The sequence below is a fragment of the Actinosynnema pretiosum genome, from assembly GCF_024171695.1.
Taxonomy (GTDB): Bacteria; Actinomycetota; Actinomycetes; order Mycobacteriales; family Pseudonocardiaceae; genus Actinosynnema; species Actinosynnema pretiosum.
In genome coordinates this window covers 50019-71442 of record NZ_JAMTCF010000002.1, presented here as the reverse complement: position 1 = coordinate 71442, position 21424 = coordinate 50019, and the positions used below count along the sequence as shown (strand labels likewise).

Annotated in this window: 10 protein-coding genes; 2 read left to right on the top strand and 8 right to left on the bottom strand. The window is 69.3% G+C overall.

The features are described from left to right. Nucleotides 1–139: 139 nt before the first annotated feature. The 3 genes from LV78_RS03585 to LV78_RS03575 are packed head-to-tail and all read right to left on the bottom strand — an operon-like array spanning nucleotide 140 to nucleotide 2687. Entirely contained in the window at nucleotides 140–1126 is a 987-nt protein-coding gene (locus tag LV78_RS03585) for a cobalamin B12-binding domain-containing protein (protein ID WP_253843299.1), read from the bottom strand. After that, on the bottom strand, nucleotides 1123–2361 hold the full coding sequence (locus LV78_RS41475; protein ID WP_253843298.1) for a PP2C family protein-serine/threonine phosphatase: 1239 nt from the start codon (nucleotides 2359–2361) through the stop codon (nucleotides 1123–1125). The genes LV78_RS03585 and LV78_RS41475 overlap by 4 nt, the downstream gene beginning before the upstream one ends. Next, a complete protein-coding gene (locus tag LV78_RS03575; protein ID WP_253843297.1) occupies nucleotides 2295–2687 on the bottom strand; it encodes a hypothetical protein in 393 nt (130 codons plus the stop codon). The genes LV78_RS41475 and LV78_RS03575 overlap by 67 nt, the downstream gene beginning before the upstream one ends. Nucleotides 2688–3134: 447 nt before the next feature. Between LV78_RS03575 and LV78_RS03570 the strand changes: the two genes are divergently transcribed. After that, nucleotides 3135–4010 (top strand): DUF6879 family protein, encoded by an 876-nt coding sequence (locus LV78_RS03570; RefSeq protein WP_253843296.1) that lies wholly within the window; start codon nucleotides 3135–3137, stop codon nucleotides 4008–4010. Nucleotides 4011–4018: 8 nt separating this feature from the next. Next, complete coding sequence (locus tag LV78_RS03565) at nucleotides 4019–6445, top strand: ATP-binding protein (protein ID WP_253843295.1); 2427 nt, start codon at nucleotides 4019–4021, stop codon at nucleotides 6443–6445. Nucleotides 6446–6584: 139 nt separating this feature from the next. Here LV78_RS03565 and LV78_RS03560 read toward each other — a convergent pair whose 3' ends face one another. The 5 genes from LV78_RS03560 to LV78_RS03540 are packed head-to-tail and all read right to left on the bottom strand — an operon-like array spanning nucleotide 6585 to nucleotide 21342. Beyond that, the gene (locus LV78_RS03560) at nucleotides 6585–8831 is read right to left on the bottom strand and encodes a UvrD-helicase domain-containing protein (RefSeq protein WP_253843294.1); all 2247 of its coding nucleotides are present in this window, start codon (nucleotides 8829–8831) and stop codon (nucleotides 6585–6587) included. After that, the gene (locus LV78_RS03555; RefSeq protein ID WP_253843293.1) at nucleotides 8828–15553 is read right to left on the bottom strand and encodes a DEAD/DEAH box helicase; all 6726 of its coding nucleotides are present in this window, start codon (nucleotides 15551–15553) and stop codon (nucleotides 8828–8830) included. The genes LV78_RS03560 and LV78_RS03555 overlap by 4 nt, the downstream gene beginning before the upstream one ends. After that, nucleotides 15550–20208, bottom strand: a complete 4659-nt coding sequence (locus LV78_RS03550) for a class I SAM-dependent DNA methyltransferase (protein ID WP_253843292.1) — start codon at nucleotides 20206–20208, stop codon at nucleotides 15550–15552. Before LV78_RS03550 ends, LV78_RS03555 begins: the two co-directional genes overlap by 4 nt. Next, entirely contained in the window at nucleotides 20172–20552 is a 381-nt protein-coding gene (locus tag LV78_RS03545) for a hypothetical protein (RefSeq protein WP_253843291.1), read from the bottom strand. Before LV78_RS03545 ends, LV78_RS03550 begins: the two co-directional genes overlap by 37 nt. Then, the gene (locus LV78_RS03540; protein ID WP_253843290.1) at nucleotides 20521–21342 is read right to left on the bottom strand and encodes a DNA glycosylase family protein; all 822 of its coding nucleotides are present in this window, start codon (nucleotides 21340–21342) and stop codon (nucleotides 20521–20523) included. The genes LV78_RS03545 and LV78_RS03540 overlap by 32 nt, the downstream gene beginning before the upstream one ends. Nucleotides 21343–21424 lie beyond the last annotated feature (82 nt).

The following is a 21424-nucleotide window of genomic DNA, read 5'->3' as shown; positions in this document are numbered from 1 at the left end:
ACGACGGCGGTGCCGAGCCGCCGTGGCACCACAAGGAGATCACACCCGGCGGGTGAAGGCATGACTCAGGCTGGAGAGCTGGGGCCGCGACAAGCGGTCCGAACGCGGTTCCCGCACCGCTCCGCGACGCGGGGGCTGCTCAGGAGCTCGTTCGCAGCACGTCCAGCCCGTGGTCGAGGTGCCGGAGGGCGCGCGGGTGGTCCCTGAGCACGCGGGACATGGCCGTCATGGCGTCCACCGCGGCCGAGGGCGGCACGCCGCGCGCGGCCTGCGCGTCGGCGTTCCAGTCCACGAAGGACCCGAACAGCCCTGGGTCGTCGACGTAGAGCGAGGCGGCGAGGTGGTCGACCAGGTGGCCCGCGTCCTCCAGCAGCACCTCCGGCGGCAGCGGGGAGCCGGGGACGGCGGCGGACAGGGCGGCGCCGACCAGCTCGGCGCGGCGGGCGCGCAGCGCGGCGTGCTCGGGGTCGACGTCCCGGCGCGCGGCGGCGGGCGCGGTGCGCGACCAGCGCGGCTGCTCCAGCAGCTCGGCGGCGGCGGTCGCGGTGGGCGCCCAGGCGTCGAGCCCGAGCGCGCGCGCCCACCGCCCGTCCACCCCGAACCCGAGCCCGCCGACCAGCACCGGGGTCCCGGTGCCCAGGCACGCGGTGGCGACCTGGTCGGCGCGCGGCAGGCTGCTGGAGAGGGTGCAGCTGAGCGCGACCGCGTCGGGCCCGTGCTCGTGCAGGTGCGCGACGAGGTGCCCGACCGGAACGCTGGCCCCGAGGAACTCCACCCGCCACCCCCGCAGCCGCAGCACCTCGGCGACGATCCGGGGCGGCACCGCGTGCCACTCCCCGTCCAGGCAGGCGAGCACCACGTGCCCCCTGGTGACCGGCCGGGCCTCGCGGGCGCCCGCGACCCCGATGATCCGCTCGACGATGCTGGTGGCGGCGTGCTCCTGGGCGGTGGTCCACAGGTTGCGCTGCCACCGCAGCCCGATCTCCACCTGCACGTCCGCCACGACGTCCAGCAGCAGCTCCTCCAGCGGCGCGCCGGAGTCCAGCAGCCGCAGCACGACCGCCGTGGCCGCGGGCTCGTCGGCGGCCTCCAGCGCGGCGAGCAGCCGGTCGCGCGCGCCGCTCACGCCCCGGTCCGCCGGGGGTCGGCCCGCACGACGAGCACCGCGACGTCCCCGTGCCCGGCCCCCGAGATCCACTGCTGCGCCCCCAGCACGACGCGCTCGGCGACGGCGGGCGCGGGCATGACGTGGCAGTGCGCGAGCAGCGACCGCAGCCGGTCGAGCCCGTACTCCTCCCCGCCGACCCCACCGCGCGCCCCGGTGATCCCGTCGCTGTAGAACACGCAGCTCTCACCGGGTTCGAGCTCGACGACCTCGCTGCGGAACACCGCCCGCGCCACCGACCCGACCGCCATGCCGCCGACGTCCACCACCCGCACGGACCCGTCGCCCCGCAGCACGAGCGGGGCGAGGTGCCCGCCCCCGGTCAGCTCGACCCGGACGCCCCCGTCCCCGCGCGGTTCGACCACCCCCACGACGGCCGTGACCACCCCGCCCCGCCCGTCGCCGCTCTCCACGAGCGACTCGTTGACCACCCGCAACGCCCGCCGGGGCGGCAACCCGACCAACCGGAGCGCCCCGAGCACCTGCCGAACCCGTCCCCCCACGACGGCGGCGCGCGCCCCGGTGCCGACGACGTCCCCGAACACCAGCGCCCGCCCGTCCGGCGAGACCTCGTAGAAGTCGCCGCCCAGCGCCCCGATCCCGGTGGCGGGCCGGTACTCGGCCCCGAAGTCGAGCCCCGCGACGTCCGGCAGCGGCCCAGGGAGCAGGCTCTCCCGGAGCGCCGCAGCGGTCGCGACCTGCTGCGCGTGCACCAGCGAGGCCGCCAGCGCCATCCCAGCCCGGTCGGCGAACTCCCCCAGCACCGCACCGTCCGGATCACCGACCGCGGCCGGGTCGTCGGAGGCGATCCACACCACCAGCACGGCCCCGACCACCGCGCTCCCCGACAACCGCACCGTGACCGCCTCGGCCACCTCGCCGAGCTCGACGAGCGAGTTCCACCCGCTCCCCCCGAAGTGCCCCGCGTGGTGCCGCTCGACCTCCCCGGACGCGCTCCCGTCGAGCCCGTCGACCAGCACGCGGGGAAGCGCCTCCCGCTCCCACCGCCCGATCCGCGTCCGACCACCCCGGACCCCGTGGGCGTAAGTCCCGTCGGCGAGCACCACGGTCGCGGCCCACCCCAGCTCGGTGGCGAGCTCCACCACGGCCCGCACGGTCCGAGCGGGGTTCAACGACCCCCCGAGCAGCCGACCGGCACGCCCCAGGAACTCCCCGCGCACCAGGACGTCCCGCACCCCGCGTCCCGCGCCCGCTCACCGCCGACGTCCCGCAACACCCAGGCGCCCCACCCACCCCCGACGTCGCGAAACCGCCCGACGACAACGGATTCCCCCACCACGACCTCGAAGGAGCCCACACCCCCGCGGGCCCCTGGCATCCCCCGCCCGACCACCAGTCCGGGCACCAGTTCCAGGGCGGCAGCGCTGACGTGCCGCACCACCCCACCCGAGTCGCACAGGACGACCGCGACCCCGAAGTCCTCGAACAGCCGCTCGACCCAACCGGGCAAGTCCGCGACCTCGCCTAACGCGGCGGGCAGCCCACCGTCCCGAGAGCCCATGCCAACCACACCTTCGCACCACCCGGTGGCACACCAGCGGCAGCGTGCCGTCGTGGGGGCGATTGTTCCACGGGGGCGCGAACGGTTGGGCCGTACGGGTGTGATCGCTGAGCCGCTCACCTCGGGAAGGCAGTGCAGGAACCGGCCGCAAGCAGCGCGGGGTCGCCAGCCTCGCTACCAGCCCACCTTATCTCCCAATCGAACGTCACCTAATCGGGTTAGCGAAGTTGCTCCAAACGAACCGAACCGGGAGTTTTGCCAGCAACACGCCCCGGATGACATCGCAGAGAAGATATGGATGCCGCACAAATCGGTCACGAATCTAGTTCTCCGCATCTTTGCGTACTACGCTGACAATACTCTCCGTAACGTAATTATCGACAATCTGGTGCGTCGAAAGAAGTGCTTACGACCAAATGAACCACTCTTGAACCTCCGGAGGGCCTCGTGAGTCGCGTCTGGGAAGCCGATCCGACCGCCCACTTCGCAAAACGCCTGGGCCGGTCGGCATTGCAGCTCGGAGCCACCAACAACGATCCCAGCTGCCCGGATCTGTGGGAGTTGTCCAACGGCGACGTGGCCGTCATCGGTCGGGACCTCACCGATCACTACACCGCTCAGCTGCCTGACGGCGTCCACGTCGGAGAGGACGAACGCTTGGTGGTGATACCGGGAGTCATGATCCGCTCGGCCAAGAACGACATCCCCGACGAGCACTGCAGGAAAACCGTGCTGACGGGCACGGTGCTGACCGCAGAGGAATACCTCGCCGACTTCACCAGGTGCTTCTGGGAGGACAACGGCGGGGTCAGCTGGAAGCTGGAACGCCGTCAGGAGTTCGTCGAGTCGGCGAACGAGAGCTGGGAGGCATCCCTCCGAGGCGACTGGCACGAGTCGCTGACCCTCCTGGAACGAGGAAGGGCCGAGGTCGCCGATTACGAACGTCGCATCGCGCAGCACGGCATGGAGGTGCGACGGGTTCGGGTCGTGGAGTCGCCGATCAGCCGCTACCTGCTCTGGGAGTTGAGCTCGCTGCACGTCCGGCACGAGGTCGGCGGGAAGATCAGGGTGGTGGGAAGGCAGGAGATCGCCGAGCACGAGCGGGGCACGGACGTGCTGCCCGAACTGTTCCTGCTGAGCAGGGGAATCGCCTACCAGGTGCTCTACGACCAGAACGGCGAGCTGGAGGGTGCGGTGAAGTGCACCGATCCCGAGCAGGTCGAGCGGTGGAGCGCCTTGATCACGGGACTCTACGAGCGAGGCGAGGAACTGGGTGCCTTCTTCGAGCGGGAGGTCGTCTGGAGATTGCCGACTGCGGACTGATGAACGGCATGGACGGTTCCGAGGAGCACCCGGCGAGCAGGTCGCACAACGAGGTGCGCGCGAACGCGAAAGCGATAACCCAGTACGGCATGATCTACGGGGGCATGGTCCACGCGACCGCCAACTACTTCACCGGTGATGCCCCCGCCCACTCCCCCATGCCGATCCCACGGCAGCTGCCCGCAGACGTGCACGGGTTCGTGAACCGCTCTGAAGCACTACGCCTCCTCGCGCAGGAATCGCAGGAGAGCGCACACCGAGTGGTCGTGTGCGTGATCATGGGGACTCCGGGCGTTGGCAAGACATCGCTGGCGTTGCGCTGGGCGCACCGGATGGTGGACGAGTTCCCTGACGGGCAGCTCTACCTGGACCTGCGGGGGTACCACGAGGGACCGTCCATTTCGGCCGAGGAGGCGCTGAAGCGGTTCCTGCACGACCTCGCGATTCCCGGCAACCGCATTCCAGTCGATCTGGACACGCGTTCAGCGCTGTTCCGATCGCTGCTGGCGGGCCGCAGGTTCCTGATAGTGCTGGACAACGCCGCGACGACGACTCAGATCCGGCCGCTGCTGCCCGGAACCGCGGGCAGCCTGGTGCTGGTGACCAGTCGCAGCAGGCTGCACGACCTGGTGCTCCGAGAGGGCGCGCGCCCCATCAACCTGGAACTGCTGCGGCTCGACGAGGCGGTGTCGTTGCTGCGCGACCTGCTCGCCGACTACCGCCCTCACGACGACTCCAAGAGCCTCGCGGCGCTGGCCCGGTTGTGCGCACGCCTGCCGCTGGCGCTGCGCATCGCCGCACAGCGCGTGGTGAGCAGACCGGGAACCCCGCTGCCCGACCTGGTCCAGGAGCTGCTGGAGGAGTCGAATCTCTGGAACACGCTCACTGCAGACGACACGTCCGATGCGGTGCGCACGGTGTTCAGGTGGTCCTACCGAGCCATCCCGGCGGATGCACGACGCCTGTTCCGCCTTCTGGGCCTGCACCCCAGCAACGACTTCGACCTCCGGTCGGTCGCCGCGCTGCTGGACTCACCGGTGGCGCTCACCCGCAGGCTCCTGGAAGGCCTCGTCGACGCCCATCTCGTGGAGCGCACCGGGGCGGACCGCTACACGTTCCACGACCTGCTGCGGCTCTACGCCCGCAACCAGGCCGAAGAGGAGGAGAGCTGGGAAGCGATGGCCGAGGCCTTCGACCGCCTGTCGTTGTGGCACTTCCACGCCGTGTCGCGGGTGGTGGACCTCATCGCCCCCGAGAGGGCAGCAGGTCCACGGGTGGAGCAGGCCCCCGGCCTGATCACACCCGAGTTCACCGATCGGGCGGAGGCGCTGACCTGGTACGAGCGAGAACGCCACAACCTGCCCCCGCTGGTGCGGGCTGCCGGGGAACGCGGCCTCCACAGCACCGCGCGGCTGCTGGCGGACGAGCTGCGGGAGATCTACTCCCGCTACAACCACTTTGACGACTGGCTGGTCACCGGGGAGGTCGCACTGACGTCCGCACGGCGGTTGGGTGACCGCGCAGGCGAGGCGAACGCCCTGGAAAGCCTCGGGAAGGCGCACATGCAACGCGGTGACCGCACGAAGGGCGTCGAGCTGCAGAGCACGGCGCTGGTGATCCGGCAGGACCTCGGCGACGTGGCCGGGGAGATCGCGTCGACCAACGCGATCGGCTTGATCTACTTGCGAACCCACCACCCCTCCTCAGCGCTCCAGCACTTCCAGCGCGCCCGCGAACTCGCGGGCGCGCTGGACAGTGATTACTGGACGGCGATCGCGACCAACAACACGGCCAACGCCCTCATCGACCTGGACCGTCCTGCGGAAGCCGTTCCGCTGCTCCTCGAGGCGCTCACCGGTTACCGACGTCTATCCGTACCGGGGAGCGAGGGGGACGCGTTGCGCGGCTTGAGCCACGCGCACCGGATCCTGGGCCAGTACGACCACGCACGTGAGTTCGTCGAGAGGGCGTTGGCCATCGCGCGTGAGCAGCGGAACCGGGCGTGGGAGGCGTTCTGGTCGCTGGAGGCCAGCCGGGTGTTCGCCGTGCTCGGTCCTCCCGCCGCAGCGCTCTCCCACGCCGACCGCTCTGCGGTGCTCCAGCGGGAACTGGGTGATCCGGTGCGGGAGGCGGAAGCCGTCGACGCCATCGGTGAGCTGCACCTCCGGATCGACGGAGGTGGCGGCGCGAGCGGGTTCCACCGTTACTCCGTCGAGGTGTTCCGCGAGTTCGACGAGCGATGGCGGTTGGCGCTCGCGTTGCGGAACCTGGGAGGCGCGCTGGCCGCTGAAGAGGGTCGGGCTTCGGCTGCCCCGCACTGGACGGAGGCGGTGGAGCTGCTCTCCGAGTTCGACGATCCCACCGCGCACCGTCATCGCACCGAGCTGGAGGCGCTTCTGGCGGGCAGCGGGAACGATCTACCGGAACCGCCCTGACCGGATGCCTGCCCCGGAAGACGTGCGTGCCGGCAGGACCTCGATGGGGTTCTGATCGCGCTTCGCGCTCGACATTCGCGGCGGCACGATGCGAACCGCAGGTGTGGGTCCCGGCCAGCACCTGGCCGGGACCCACACCTCAGCGGTTCAGCGGAAGGTAGGGACTGGGCTTGCCGTGCCAGCTGATCCGGAGCGTGTCCCTGGCCCTGGTCGCCGCGACGAACAGCAGCGATCGCGCCTTGCGCTCCTCGCGCTCCCTGCGCTGCGGATCGTCCCCCCGGTGGTGTCGGGGGATGACGCCGTCCCGCACGCCCACGATCGCCAACCGCTGGTACTCCAGTCCCTTGAACCGGTGCATGGTGCCGACGTGCACCTCGCCGTCCCCCTTGGCGCCGTCCCTGGTCAGCTCGGCGCAGGAGACCCCGGCCTTGGCGAGGTGGTTCATGACCTGGCCGACCATCTCCCGGTCGGCGACGCACACGGCCAGCCTGCCCCTGGGATCGAGCCGAGAGCCGCTGTCACCGGTGGAGAGGTCTTCGAGCCAGGTGATGAGCACCTTGCCGAGCTGGTCCAGCTCGTCGGCGGCCGTGGCGCAGGCGACGAGTTCGGGCGCCGGTCCGCGCAGCAGGGAGCGGTACCCCCTGAGGGAGTCGACGCCGTCGTCCAGGTCGTCGTAACCGATCTTGTCCGGCGCGGCGATGCCGATGGCGCGGGCGAGGATCTCGCTGGTGGTGCGGTAGCTGAGCGTCAGCCGCGAAGACCGCCCCCTGATGTGGACGCCGACCGTGCCCAGGGTGACCTGGTGGTCGTAGATGCGCTGGTGGGTGTCTCCGGCGATGAACATGTCGTTGACGCCGGGGGCCACCATCGCGCGCAGCATCTTCCAGTGCGACGCCCGCAGGTCCTGCGCCTCGTCGACCACGACGTGCCGGTAGCGGTGACCGGACTGCTGCCCCTCCTGGGTCGCGGTGTCGCGGTCCGACTCGGCGTCCGCGGCGCGCTCGCCCTCGTAGCGCGCCGCCCGTTCCGCCGCCTGCCCCCAGGTCTCGATGCCTTCCTTGTCCAGCCTGGTGGTGAACTGCTCCAGCAGCCGCCAGATCTGGTTGCGCTCGGGACGGGTGAGCGAGCGCCCCCGACCGGCGCGGCGGGCCTCGAAGTAGCCCTTCCTGGTCGTCAGCGACTGCCCGAGGACCACCTGGTCCCACTCGTCGTACAGGAACTCAGGACTCCAGCGGGCTTCACCGGCTTCGGCGTGCACCTGGCGCAGCACGGTGAGCGCGGTCGCCTCGTTGACGCGCTGCTTGACCCCGCCCGACCCGGTGTTCTCACCCAGCACCCGCGCCGCGAGCTGATCGATGTTGACGACCTCCACCCTGCTCGCCAGGTCCACGTCGATCAGGGAGGCGAGGCGTTTTTGGAGGTCGGCGGCGAGGTTCTTGGTGAACGTGGTGAGCAGGATCGGCTGGTCGGAACCCGCGGGCAGCCGCTCCGCAAGGTACCGGACCCGGTGCAGGGCGACGATGGTCTTGCCGGTGCCGGGACCGCCGGTGACCCGTGCCGGGCCGTTGTAGTCGCGGCGGACCAGCTTGGCCTGGCTCGGGTGCAGGAACACCTTCCAGGCCCGGAAGTCGCCTTCCGCGAGGACGGACTTCAAGGACTCGTCGACCGTGGTGACGGTGGTGCGGGCGAGCGCGGCCCCGAGGTCGTCGGCGTAGTCGTCATCCAGCTCCACCTCGACCTGGGCCGTGATCTCCTGCTTCACCTCGTCCAGGCCCATCCCCGACGCGAGCCCGGTGAGCACGTCGTTGGACAACGTCGGAGCGCCCGCGACCAGGAGGTCCAGCTCGGCGCTGGTGGTCACGGCCAGGGCCAGGTCGATCAGCTGCTCGCTGACCCCCAGTTCGCGCAACTGCTCGGCGGTCACGTCACCGAGCAGCGGCGGCGCGGGAGCCGGGGCGGGCTCCGGAGCGGCGGTGGCGGACGGTGGCTCCTGTTCGGGCTCGGCGGGGGTGAGGGTGATGCCCGCCCGCTCCAGGACGCTGTCCCCGACGACGGAGAGGTCCACGAACTCGATCTCACCGGTGACCCGGTTCACCGCGACGGTCATTTCCTCGTAGACGTGCTTGCGGTGCCGGACCGCGACGACCACCCAGCTCTGCCCGCCCTTGCCGTCGACGCCTGCCCTGACGAGCAGCGCGCGGTAGGACTGGCTGACCCTGGCGCTGAAGACCCTGCCGTCCCCCTTGAGCTGCTTGAGCTGGAGGCCTGCCGTGTCCTTGTCCTCCCTGAACTTGTGGCAGAAGTTGTAGAAGTCGGCCTTCACCGCCCGGTCGAGCTTGTACAGCTCCTGCTCGGCCTTCTGGTACAGGCTGATCCGGTTACTCATCGGCGTTCGGCACCTTCCACGTCGGGGAGCAGGTCGAGCAGCGAGTCGAGGTCGTCCAGCCACTGCTCGGCGGTGCGCACGTCCCACCCTCGCTGCGCGTACGCCTGGCCGAGCTTGCGCGCTTCCTCGTCCTCGGGTTCGGGGCTGTCTGCGATGACGCCGGGCCTGCCGTCCTTCAGCCCCGGCCACCCGAAGTCGACCTGCCACTTCTGCTCGCCCAGCTCGTGGCCGTAGACGGGTGCGATCTTGCCCCGGTCGGCGAGCACCTTGGCGAGCTCGGTCAGCGCGGAGTCCGGCTCGTCCTCTTCGAGGAGGTCGAGGATCTCCTCGTCCCAGATCCGATCGCGGAGCGCACGGGCCAGCACGCCTTCCAGCTTCGCCGGGCTGTCGGGACGTCGGGTGGGCGTCGTTCCACCGCGCTGGGCCACGAGGGAGTCCAGCTCGCCCGCTCCACCGACCACCTTGAGGACGTCCAGCGGGAAGGTCGGGACCTGGCTGGTGGCCAGCTGGACGGCGTCACCGCCCACGTGCGCGAGGAACTGCACGAGGTTGGACCAGTACAACCACGAGCGCCAGCGCAGCCGGTGCTCCTCGGTGTCGAGGGCGGGTCCTTCGTCCTCGAGCGGGATGAGGGCGCTCCAGCGCAGCGCCTGCGGGCTGTCCCCGCGCTCGAAGTCGATCGTGCAGACGATCGGCAAGCCGGTCTGGTCGACAGCGCGCAGAACGTGCACGGGACCTCGGCCCGCCCCGGCGGTCACGGGTTCCCCACCGAGCGCGGCCCGCAACGCGGTGCGCACGTCCGCCCGGCTGGCGTTCTGGACCACCGGTTCCGCCGCGACGAGCAGTCCCGCCATGAGCGCGGTGGACCGGAGCCCCCACAGCTGCGGCTCGGGGTGCCTCAGGTAGGCGAACAGGGAGGCCATCGGGTTGGTGAAGACGGTCTCGTCGAGATCGGTCCTCCTGCCGCCCAGCTGCCCGTAGACCTCCTTGGCCTGGTTCTGCGCCGCTCCCTGGTAGGGGGGCCACACCGGTCGGGCGCGAGTGCCGCGCTCCTCGAACAGCTCGACGTCGTCCCAGGTGATCTGGAAGACGGTGTGCCCCGAGGCGCGGAGGTCGTTGCGCTTCTCGCAGTCGCTCGCGATCCGGTTGTGCTCGCTGGTGGCGTGGTACCGGTAGCCGTCGAGGTAGGCGGTGACCCGCTGCCTGGGGCCGTCGACCCGCTCGAAGGTGAAGTCGGTGCGGGTGCGGCCGGTTTCCCGCTGGGCGGTCAGCCTCCAGCTGACCACGTTCTCGGGTGCGGCGAACCTGAGGTAGCCGCTGTTCCTGCCGTCCTCGTCCCAGGCCACGTCGTCCTTGTGGTTGACCCACTGGCGCAGGGCGGCGAGGAACCTGGCCTCCAGCTCGGACTCGATCTGCCCGTCGAGCCCGATGCCCTGGGTGCTCGGCACGGAAGCCGTCTTCCAGCGGTCGGCCTTCGTGTCTCCCTTGTCGTGCGTGCCCAGGAGGTCGCCGAGGATCGCCAGCGCTTCCTTGCGGGACACGGTGTCCTGCCAGCGCTCCTCGGTGTGGCGGTGCAGGCAGCGGTGGCAGGCGCGCCGCGACTCGTCCTTGCAGGGGCAGTTGAGCAGCACGCGCCGCGCGTCGTCGAGCACCGCGCGGAAGGCGTTCGGGTCGGTGAGCCGGTGCAGGTACCCGGTGCCGCCGGGGATGCGGTCGAACAGCACGAGGAAGTGCCGCTGCTCCCCGGTGTCCTGGTCCGGCATGGAGGCGAGCGTGGTGTCCAGGTGCTGCGGATCGCCGCCGAAGTGCTTGTCCACGCCCAGGCGCAGGGCGGCCCGGAAGGAGTGGATCTTCTCCTCGACCAGCACCGTCACCGTGGGCAGCAGCACGCGCAGGGCCTCGGTGCGCAGCGTGTGCGCGAGGAACAACGGCTCCTGCGGCACGTCGGAGCCGCGCTTGCCCCGGCGCAACGGGCACCACGGCAGGTGGTGCTTGAGCTTCGGGTCACGCGCCATCGAGGCGCTGAGGGCGTCGGTGTCGTGGTCGAAGACCGGCTTGCCGTCGGCCGTCGTCGCACCGCAGCCGGTGCACACGTGGAACGGGCTGAACCGCACGAGGTTGCCCGCCAGCCGGTCGTCGGCCTGCTTGTCGAACCGGGCGGGACCGACGTTGACGCGGCGGATGACGGCCTTGCGGCAGAAGTCGACGCCGAAGGTCTCCTCCTCGTGCCGCCACGACGTGTTGGGCTCGATGGCCTCGTGGGGGATGTCGACGACGTCGACGACCGTGTAGAAGCGCTGTTCCCGGTCGTCCTTGTCGTCGCTGATGCGGGCGTCCTCCCGCTTGTCCCGCGAGGTGACGATGGTCGGCTCGACGACCTTGTGCAGGCAGGCGCCGTCGTCGGCGATGCCCGTGCTGCGGCAGCGGACGCAGGGCGACCGGTCCGCGGCGGCGTTCTCCGTGCGCACGTAGCCGCAGTCCGGGCAGAACCGCCACTCCCGCCACTGCCGGTCGACGTCCGTGCCGATCTCCATGCCGGTGACCTGGTGCCGGTAGCCGTTGACGTAGAAGGTGTTGCCGGGGGCCAGTTCGGACAGGGCGTAGCGCTGGGGGCGGTCGTAGGAGCGCAGGGTCGGCGGGGTGGGCTTCGCCTTCTCCTCGCTCTCACCGCGCGTCGTCTGCTTGAACGGCGAGTACAGGGTGGCCTGGAGGGTGGTGACCGCGTCGATCAGCGCGTAGTTGGGCAGCAGCCCCAGGTCGCACATCGCGTTCTGCGCGGGGGTCTGGCCGTGGTCGGTCAGCTTCTTCCTGACCACGCGCTGCTCAGCGGCCAGTTCCTTCTTCTGGGCGGCGTGCTCGGGATCGGAGTCGTGCAGGGTGGCCTGCGCCTCGTCGATCAGCTTGAGGCGGTTCCGGAGCACCAGCTCCCGGCGTCGCCACTCCCGCTCCGCCTCTTCGACGGCGCCGCGCAGCCCTCGGGTGGCGTAGTCCCGCAGGTCCTGCTTGGCCCCGTCGCCCACACCCGTGGGGAACAGGGCGAGAAAACCTTCGACGAGCTGGTCGCCCCGTTCGAGGGCGCTCTCCACCAGGTCAGCCAGGTAGCCCGACGGTCCGAACAGGTCGGGGGCCTTCTCCGGGACGGGGCGCAGCGGCACGCCGTCCGGCCTCGGCAGGCGTTCGCGCGCGGCCAGGTCGAGCAGGTGGGCCAGGTACTGCCTGCGCAGGATCTCGTACGCCGAGAGGTGACAGCCCGGCGGCACGATCTGCCCGGCGATCATCTCCCTCGGCTGGTCGAGGAAGTACAGGTCGCGCCGGGTGCGGCCGGGGATGGTCAGCAGGAAGGCGTTGCCGGTACGCCTGCCCGCGCGCCCCACCTGCTGGGCGTAGTTGGCGGGGCGGTGCGGCAGCGCGGCGAGCACCACGGCGGACAGGTCGCCGATGTCGATGCCCATCTCCAGCGTCGGCGTGCACGAGAGCACGTTGGGGTGCTTGAGCCCGTCTCCCTGCCGGAAGTCGGCCTCCACGCGCTCGCGCTCGGCGCGCTTGAGCATCCCGGTGTGCTCGGCGGTGATGACCTGGTAGGTGCCCGCCTTCCGGTAGAGGTGGCGGTAGTAGTCGTCCTGGTGGTCCCGGTCGCGGAAGTGCCGAACGGACTCGGGGAGCCGGTCACCGGCGACGAGCCTGCCGGTGGCGCACCGGTACGAGGGGCAGGGCTGGTCGCGCCACTGGTCGAGGAGCGACGGGTGCACGGTCTGCTCCCACGAGCACGTCCGGCAGCGCACGAAGGCGAGGTTCACCTCGTCGTCGGTGAGCAGCTGCGCGGCGACGTTCCCCGGCTGCAACCCGTAGATCCGGGCGGTGCTGTCCTTCGGTGTGGCGGCGGCCAGGAGCCCGGCCGCGACCAGTTCGGGCAGCAGGCGGTTCCACAGCTCCGGGGCCTGCTCGCGCGGGATCTCCAGGCAGCGCTGGGCCCACCGCTCGTACCAGGACAGCCGTCCCGTCGCGACGTCGAACTCGCTGTCCTTCTTGGGGTGCGCGAGCAGGAAGCGCGGCGCGGCGACCCCCTTGGGGAACGCGCGCATGCCCGGTTCCCGGCCGCCCCACACGTAGTAGCGGCTGGTGCCGCTCTCGCTGAGGTAGCCCCGCAACCAGTGGTGCTTGATCGCGCCCCTGGTGCGCAGCCGCTCCAGGAAGACGCGCAGGAAGGCCAGGTAGCGGGCGTCGTCCTGGGGGGTCGGGGCGAGGTCGCCCCGACCGAGTTCGAGGTGGATGCCCTTGACCAGCTCGATGGCGGCGGTGTGGTCCGGGATGACGACGTGGGCGGCTGCGGTGCGGGTCAGCTCCAGGGTGCGGCCGTTGCGCGAGCGGAAGCCGAACTCCATCAGCGCCTCGAACGCCAGGCGCTCGCCGATCAGGCGCCAGGTCGGCAGGTCGCCGCCCCTGCCCTGGCCGGTCAGCAGTCTGGTCACACCCCGCAGGTCGTGCAGGTCGGTGGGCACGATGGCCCGCAGCACCTCGGGTTCGGTGGTCTGGGCGACGACGTCCGCGATGAGATCGTTGAGCGCGGTCGGCCGTTCCTCGGAGAGGTGCTTCTTCAGCAGGGCGCGCAACGAGAAGGTGTAGGAGCGGCTGGCGACGAACCCGGCCCGGTGCGCGGCGTCCTGCACCGAGTCGTTGAACATCAGCAGCTTGTCCTCGCGCTGCTCCTTGTCCAGCTCGCCGCCGGTGAACAGCTGGGTGATCGAGGCGGCGGCGAGCGCGGCGGAGCCGGTGCCCAGGTAGCGGATGGCGTTGCGCTCGCCGCAGGCCGGGCACCAGTCCTCACGTGCGGCGGTGTTGGCCGTCGTTCCCATCAGGACCAGCACGAAGGCGGAATCGGCCGCCGGGAGCTTCGGGGCGTGGGTCTCCGGGTCGTAGTCAGTCGCCGGGTTCGGTAGGCGCAGCCGACCGGACTGGCCGTCGAGAACCATCAGCAAGCCGCTCGACTCGTGCGCGCGCGGTGCCCGGTCGGCCTCCGAGCGTCGCGAAACCGGCACCGCTCCCGTCCCGGAACCCTCCCGCGCTTCGAGGTCGGTGGCGGCCATCAGGTTGCGCACCCGGACCTTGTCCTGACCGGTGGAGGACCGGCGGATCTTCTGGGAGTCGAACTGGACTTCCTGGTCGTCGCTCTCCGGGGAGAACACCGCCCAGCCGGAACGACCGCAGTCGCGGCAGTAGATGGCGGGCAGGAAGAGGTTGGGCGCCTGTCCGCTGGTGGCCGCCGTCGCGGGGGTCGTCCTGGCGTGGGCGCCGCTGTGCGGGTCGGACGTCCCGGCGGTGTCCCAGCGGAACTCGGCCTTCGGCCAGGGCAGGACGCCCCGACCGATCCGGCTGACCGCCCTGGCCCACTGGTGGATCTCGACGTGCACCAGCGGACGGGGGTGGCTCGGCGTGGACTCGGGTGCGCGGGCAACCGAGAGCAGGGCGACGAACCGGGCGAGGGCCTTCGCGGCGACCTCGGGCTGCTGCGCGATGGTCCTGGCCCAGTGGTGGGCGTTGTACCGCCACATCGTCCCCAGGACCTCTTCACCGGAGGAGACGGCACCGCCTTCGAGCGCGCGCATGACCGCGTAGGTCAGGGGGCTCTTCTTGAGCTGCGCGCCCAGCTCGAAGGGGTCCAGCCCGCGCTTACCGGTGGCCGCTTCGACGAGGTCGTCCCACGCTTCCGCGTCACGGGTGGGGTCGATGAGGCCCGCGAGCTCTTCCGGCGACGGGGCGGGCATCTCCAGCCCGAAGCTGTCCGGGGGGATGAACTCGTCGATCCCCTGGCGGTGCTCGCCGATCACGGCGTCCTCGGTGAACGGGGTGCCGAAGACCTCCGTGGCCACCTTGACGAGGGCTTCGCCCCCGCCGGGTCCGGTCCCCGAGGCGAGGGTCGCGGAGGTCGCGATCGGGCACATCGGACCGAGTGGTCGGTCCGGTTCGGGCGAGCCAACGGCGGCGGCGAGCCTGCGCAGCAGCATCGCGACGTCGGTGCCCTGGGCGCCGTCGTAGCTGTGGAACTCGTCGACGACGACGTAGCGGATGTCCGCGTCCTGCCACAGGGCGCTGTCGGCGGACCGCTGGAGGAGCAGGTCCAGCATCTTGTAGTTGGTGATGAGGATGTCCGGCGGGGACACCCACATGTCGGAGCGGCGGGTGTACACCCGGTTGTGGGTGGTGGCGGGCCGATCGCCGATGTACAGGCCCGCGGTGAGGCCGTTGAGGGTCTTGTCGTTGTCGAGGAGGTCGCTGATGCGGTGCGCCTGGTCGGTGGCCAGGGCGTTCATCGGGTAGAGCAGGACAGCTTTGATCCCCTGACCGCCAGCGGCCCGTGCCCGGAGGCAGTGGTCGAGGATCGGGTAGAGGAACGCCTCGGTCTTGCCGGAACCGGTGCCGGTGGTGATCAGGGTCGGCTGCGGGACGTGGTCGTTGGCGCTGCTGAGCCGGGCGAAGGCCTTGGCCTGGTGCGCGTAGGGGGTCCAGTTCTCCGGGGCCCAGTCGAGCAGGTCGCGCCACGTGTCGTCGGCGGGCGTGAAGGGCGGCCTGATGCGCAGGAACGGTCCCCGGAACATGCCGGTCGTCTCGTCGCCGAGGAACCGGTGCAGCGACTCACGGGCGCCCTCGTCGGAGAGGGCGTAGGTGGTCGACAGGTACTGGAGCAGGCTCTCCTTCAGCCCACGCGCTTCCAGGGTCGGCCTCACGGCTGGGGCACCTCCTGCTTGACCGGGTCCCACTCGCCGCGTGCCACGGCGGCGTCGAGGCGAGCTTGGAACACGGCGTGCGCTTCGCGCATCTCGGTTTCGCGGTCGGCCTTGTGGAACGGTGCGGTGTAGCCGTCGGGGACGGGGGTGGTGTCGGGGGCTTCGAGGTAGGCCTGGAACTGATTCCAGGTCTCCTTGGACTGCCGCTGGCCGATCGTGCGGGCGTTGCCAGCGAGCTTCCAGCCGTCGGCGTCGAACCAGGTAACGGCCTCGTACTTCTGCAGCACCGGGAAGCGACCCCGGTAGGCGGCGATGAGGGCGTCCGCGCTCATGCCCAGCCAGACGGCGACCAGGGCGTCGATTTCGACCAGCGCGGAGCGGCGGGCGCGTTCGGTGCGCAGTGGGGTATCGAGCTGCCAGGTGGGGGTGATGTCGTGGAGCGGCTGGAGGCCAGGCCAGTCGCGCGCCCAGTGTTCGGTGCCCTGCCAGGTGGGGTCGTGCAGCTCGGCCCACAGCTTCGCGTAGGCGTCGGTGAGACAGTTCAGACGCAAGGTGCGCAGCAGCAAGCTGGCGGCGAGGGGGTGGCCGGGAGCCGGTGCAGGCATAGCCCTTGCGCTACTTCCTCGCAAGTGACTTCGTCCAGTTACACGCAAAAGGTAGTCGACCGGCAATGAGGCCCAAAAACCTGCGGTCAAAACCGTACTTTCAAGCGAAATTCCAGCAAGGCTATTCACATTGTCGATATGCGTTACACCAGGAGGAATCAATGCGGCATAAAGCGATCGCTCAGTGTCAGGCGCGATCATACATCGCCACGCGAGCCGGTAGAAGGTGGCGTACCTCCGTCGCGCTCTGGCCGCGAGCAGAGCATCGATCTTGTCAGGATCAACCTCACTCTCCTCGACACCTTCGACCGACGCGACATGGCTTCGCGCACGAACGATCGCCTTCTCATCTGCCCGAAGGCAAGCAAGCGCGCGGTGGTCGACCCAACGATCCTGCGCCGCAAGGTATTCCCGCGTTCGCCCCTCCACCCGCACATACTCCGTGCCGGGAATGAAGTCTGCCGCAAGACTAACGAGATCGACTCCATACGGATCGTTACTGTTGGCATCGTGCCGCTTGAACACCGAAGTGGCAACACTCAACTGCGTTCCCTTAAGGATTACCCTACGCCACCGTTCAGGCCGATACTCATGCCCGACGGCGACTTCTTGACGATTATAGTCGATCAGGTTACCTTTCTTGGCATTGGTCTCATTATATCCAGAACTAATCTGCGGCGCCAACGACCCCAATCGCAATGGATAACCAGCAAGGGCTCCGATGGCAGACGCTTCCGCCACGCTGACCGGGAACAGCAATCGCGCCTGCTCGATAGCCCCCCCTTCCCCATCGAGCAGATGCCGCCAGGTCGAGAGCTGATTCAGATCAACCAAAACCGCCCGACTCTTGTGCGGACGCTCGTCAAACTCTCCACCATTACGACGAATCGCCGGAAGGTCGCCAAAACCGTCATGATCGAAAGATTTTCTGAAAGCTTCAACAGAAACCAGCCAAGACAGGTGCCAAAAACTAATCTTTTGCACATTTCCATAAATATGCACACCAAAATGACTTGACTCACCTACGGGCTTTTGAAAAAACCGGTGCCCAGGGTTAAAAAAGTCGCCGTGCACACGAAGACGAAAGTACGCAGCCCTGCGAAGTCCCCCCTCCCGATCGCCCGTAAAGTGGGTATCCGGGTGAACGAGACCTGAACTCCCTTTTCGAGAGGAATGCGCCCAAACTTGAGCCATGAAAGCTCTATACAAGTTCGCACGAGTACCCACCAAAAGTGGGTACACCTGAGGGGAACCGAATAGGGAAAGCTGTCCACTCGTGTTGGTAAGCTCATCGAGAAAGTACTGCAGCGTCCTCGGGTCCTGTAGTAGCTTCGCTCGACGGCGTTCCTTGACGGAGGCCGAGGCCTTGTCTTCCAGACCGAACCAGGGCTCGTGCTCCGCAAGGACGGCGGCCTCGTTCCATTGTGGGCGCACCCATGGCGGGTTGCCGACCTGAAGGTCGAAGCCGCCACCCTGGGTGAAGATAAGGGCGAACTCCAGTTCCCAGTGCAGGAAACCCTGCCGCTTCGCGACGTCGCGCACCACGTGTAGCCAAGGGAAACGCTGCTCCGGGTTCCCCTGGTCCATGCCCATGAACTTTGGCAGGTCGTTCTCGAAGCCCTTCAGTTCATCCAGGTTGTTGAACTGGCTGATCAGCTCATCCTCGGCCACATCATGCGTGCCGAGCATGGCTTCCAGGAAGTCCAACCAGTCATCGAGGTCCTTCAACGGGATCACGTCCCGCAAGGAAGGTGCCTTCGCCTTGGCCTTCGGCGGGTTCTTCGGCTTGATCACCCGGTCCTCGGTGTCCAGGTCGGCGAGCGACATCTGCTCCGGTCCCGCATTGAACAGCACGTAGTGCTGCTCGATGCGGGACATCACCTGCTCAGCGACGACAGGCGTCTCACCGAGCAGCGCGGTGACCGTGGCGGTGTCCACGGTCACCGCCTCCTCGTACACCTCATCAGTGCCGTCGAGCAGCGCGGCCTTGTCCACCGGCCAGAACCACAGCGCGCACCAGGCGTCCATGACGGTCTTCAACCGCCAGTAGGGCGTGTCGATGGCGTTGAAGAGGTCTTCGAGGACCTGTTCCTTGGGCACCGCGTGCTCCGGGCGGCGCAGGAAGCCGTACTCGGGCTCAGCCGGGTCGGCACCCCAGACATCGATCCGGCGCGCGATCGCCTGTTCGGAGATCTCCATGCGCTTGACGACGAGCGACCACAGGAACTCCACCCGCCGCGCGGCATCGCGCAGCCGGGTGAACTGGGACTGCGTCTCTACCTTCGGCTTGCCCTTCTCCATCTTGGGCTCGCCGGTCTTCTGGTTCAGGTGCGCCGTACTGCGCTTCGGCCGCTGGAGCACACCCCGCCGCCAAGTCACCAGCTGTGCCACCTCGTCCCCCACGAGGGCCTTGGCTTCACTGGCGCCGGTGATCGCCGCCCATCCAGGACTGGGCAGGAGAAACTGGTGCACCGCGTCCTGCGGCAACTCCTGCTGCTCACCGTCTTTCAGAAACGGCAGTGGCGTGGGCCCCAGTCCGCCCTTCGCCTTCAGCCACGCCTTCTCCGGCGACGCGACGTCCTCACCCGAGTACACCGCCCGTCGCCCACCGATGAGCGAGTTGCCTCGCCGCAGGTGCAGACCGAACCACGGGGCCCGCATACCGGGGTGCATGGTGTTGAGCCACAGCGACACCTCGGCCAGCTCGACACCGGTCTCGTTCAGGTCCACGCCATACGCGTTGTGCAGCGCGACGTACGCCTTGACCTTCTGCTTCTCGGTCAGCGCGTCCGCTGTGGGGACCGACGTCCCCAGCTCCTCCTGACGCCGCCGCAAGTACTCCTCGGCGACCTGGTCGATCGCCTCGTTGAGGAACGCCCCAGAGCCAAGCGCGGGCTCGCAGATCCGGTACTTCAGCAGCTCCGCAGCACGCGTCTTGATCGTGTTCCCGTCGGCGTCCCGCTCCTGGTCGAGCAGGTGCTTGAGCGCCAGCTCAACGGTCACCTCGGTCAACGACTCAGGCGTGTAGTACGAGGCCGACGTCTCACGGTCGCGCCCGGCGAGGCGGTAGACGAACGTCCCCCGCGGGTAGCGCTTCGGACCGCGATGCCCCTTGCGCGCGTCGTGCTCGTCGTAGGTGACGAGCGTGCTCTCCGGGTAGTCCTGCTGCCGATGCGCTGGGACCAGCCAGGAACCCTGTGCCGGGTCTCCGCCCCTTGCCACCTCGCACAGCTCCTCGTCGGCGATGATGCCGGTGTAGGACATCAGCCCCTCGTACACCGCGCCGAGCTGGTTGATGCCGAGGTTGCGGTAGGAGATGAACCCGCCCCGGTCGCCGCTGCGCGCGCCCTTCTTCATCGTGAGCAGGCGCAGCACCTCGTGCAGGGCTTCGTTGCGCAGGCGCAGGTCGAGCTTCCGCCCCTCCTCGTCCGGGTCGTCCACCCCGCGCCCGATGAGCCGGATCGCCTTCGGCTCGAACAGCTCGCTGCGCAGGGGCTCGAACCTCAGCCCCCGGTCCTCGCCCAGCAGTTGCTCCGACGCCGCGTGCTCGTCCTCGCCACCTGCACCGGCAGACAGGTCTTCCGGTTCCGAGCCCTGAGGCCGGTGTCCGTCATTGACCTTCCTGAAGAGGAGGTCCAGCGACTCAAACAGGTGGAACCCCTGCTTGGCCTCCTCCTCCGCCAACTGCTCGTCCCGCTCGACCAGCGCGCGGAGCCTGGCGACGGAGTACCCGGCCTCGTACGAGCTGTCGTCGGCGGGCAGGATGCCCAGTTCGGGCCGTGCCTCGGCGTAGAGCAGGAACAGGACCCGGTACAGGTAGCGCAGAGACTCGCGGGTCAGCTCCTTGGCGATGGGCATCCTCGGCCCTTCGAGCAGAACCGGCTCCACCCCGGCCTGGTCGAGCCTGGCCAGCACCTCGTTGGCGATGATCTCGACCGAGCGCTGCAACCCGTCCCGCAGTTCCCCCGACACGCCGACCGCGTTGTCCGAGGACGCCTTGAGGAAGGTGTCGATCAGCGGCTGGGAGCTCTCCCCGTCGGGGATGAGCACGTCCCGGCTGAACAGGGCCGCGATCGTCGCCAGCTCGCCGGTCTGCTTGCGGTCGTTGCGCTCCAGCGCGGAGCGGCCTGGTTGACGATGTCGATGGTATGGTTGATGCCCAGGCCGTGGGCCTCGGCGTCCAGGACGCCGACGTTGAAGCCCTGTGAGGCGGCGTAGGTGGCCAGGTAGCCCATACCGAGCACGGGCAGGGTGAAGTCATTCACGCGAGGCCGCTCGGCGTAGTCACGCAAGGGCGCATTGACGAACAGCGCGTCGAGCGGGTGCTTGAGGTTCGCGCCGGTGATGAGCGCTGCGGGTGGGTCAGATGGCAATGGCTCCTGTGGTGTTGGCATGACGTACTCCCCATGCGAGTGTGAGCAGCGTCCAGGCGGACAGTTCCTTCCCCGCCAACCGTGCCCAGCGGCGGGCGAACTCCGGTTCGGTTTCGGGCCAGGTTCGCCCGGTCGGCAGGCGGTTCGCCCAGGTGCGCACCGCCAGATCGGCATACGGGTACAGCGAGTAGTCGTTGGTGAGGTCGGCGACGGTCGCACCTGCGGTCCACGGGCCGATTCGAGGCACGCTCTGCACCTCGTCCAGCAGCACGGGCGGATCGAGTTCGGCCCACTTCGGGCCGAACTCGAGCACTGCCTCGGCGACGGCTTTCAACGGACGGCGCTTAAAGGCCATACCCATGGCGGTGAACTCGTCGTCCGGGAGCGACAGGACGGCTTCAGGTGTCGGGAACAGCCACGCCGGCCCGTGAGGCGTGAGGACTTTCTCGCCGTGCGCCTCGCAGAACGCCCGGTAGAGCTTGCGCGCCTGACCGGCCCGGATCACCTGCCGGACGATCGACGTCGCCAGGGCGTCCCACAGGTCCGGGTTGCGCCAACGCCCCACCGTGCCCGCGGCGCGCAGCACATCCACCACGTCATCGACCCCGGTCAGCCCGGCAGGATCGACGACGTCGAGCACCGGGGCGTCCCCCGCACCGGACACGAGATGAGCCTCTGCCCGGTGCTCACCGGTTCTGGTGGGCGTGCAGGTCAGCACCCAGGAGGAGCCTCCAAAACGGACGGCGCGGTAGGTGGTGGCACCTGCTGACAGCCAGGAGGGATGGTCGGTCATCACCGAGGACACGATCACGGCGAGGCTCCCTAAGGTGGGGTTGAGGGTCACCCATGATGCCGATGTGACCTCCCCGGCACACCCACCCCGCCGGGGTGGC

Excerpts from the sequence above, each read along its gene's own strand:
- LV78_RS03545 (WP_253843291.1), bottom strand. The coding sequence starts at position 20,552 with ATGCCAACACCACAGGAGCCATTGCCATCTGACCCACCCGCAGCGCTC.
- LV78_RS03575 (WP_253843297.1), bottom strand. The coding sequence starts at position 2,687 with ATGGGCTCTCGGGACGGTGGGCTGCCCGCCGCGTTAGGCGAGGTCGCG.
- LV78_RS03560 (WP_253843294.1), bottom strand. The coding sequence starts at position 8,831 with ATGAGTAACCGGATCAGCCTGTACCAGAAGGCCGAGCAGGAGCTGTAC.
- LV78_RS03565 (WP_253843295.1), top strand. The coding sequence starts at position 4,019 with ATGGACGGTTCCGAGGAGCACCCGGCGAGCAGGTCGCACAACGAGGTG.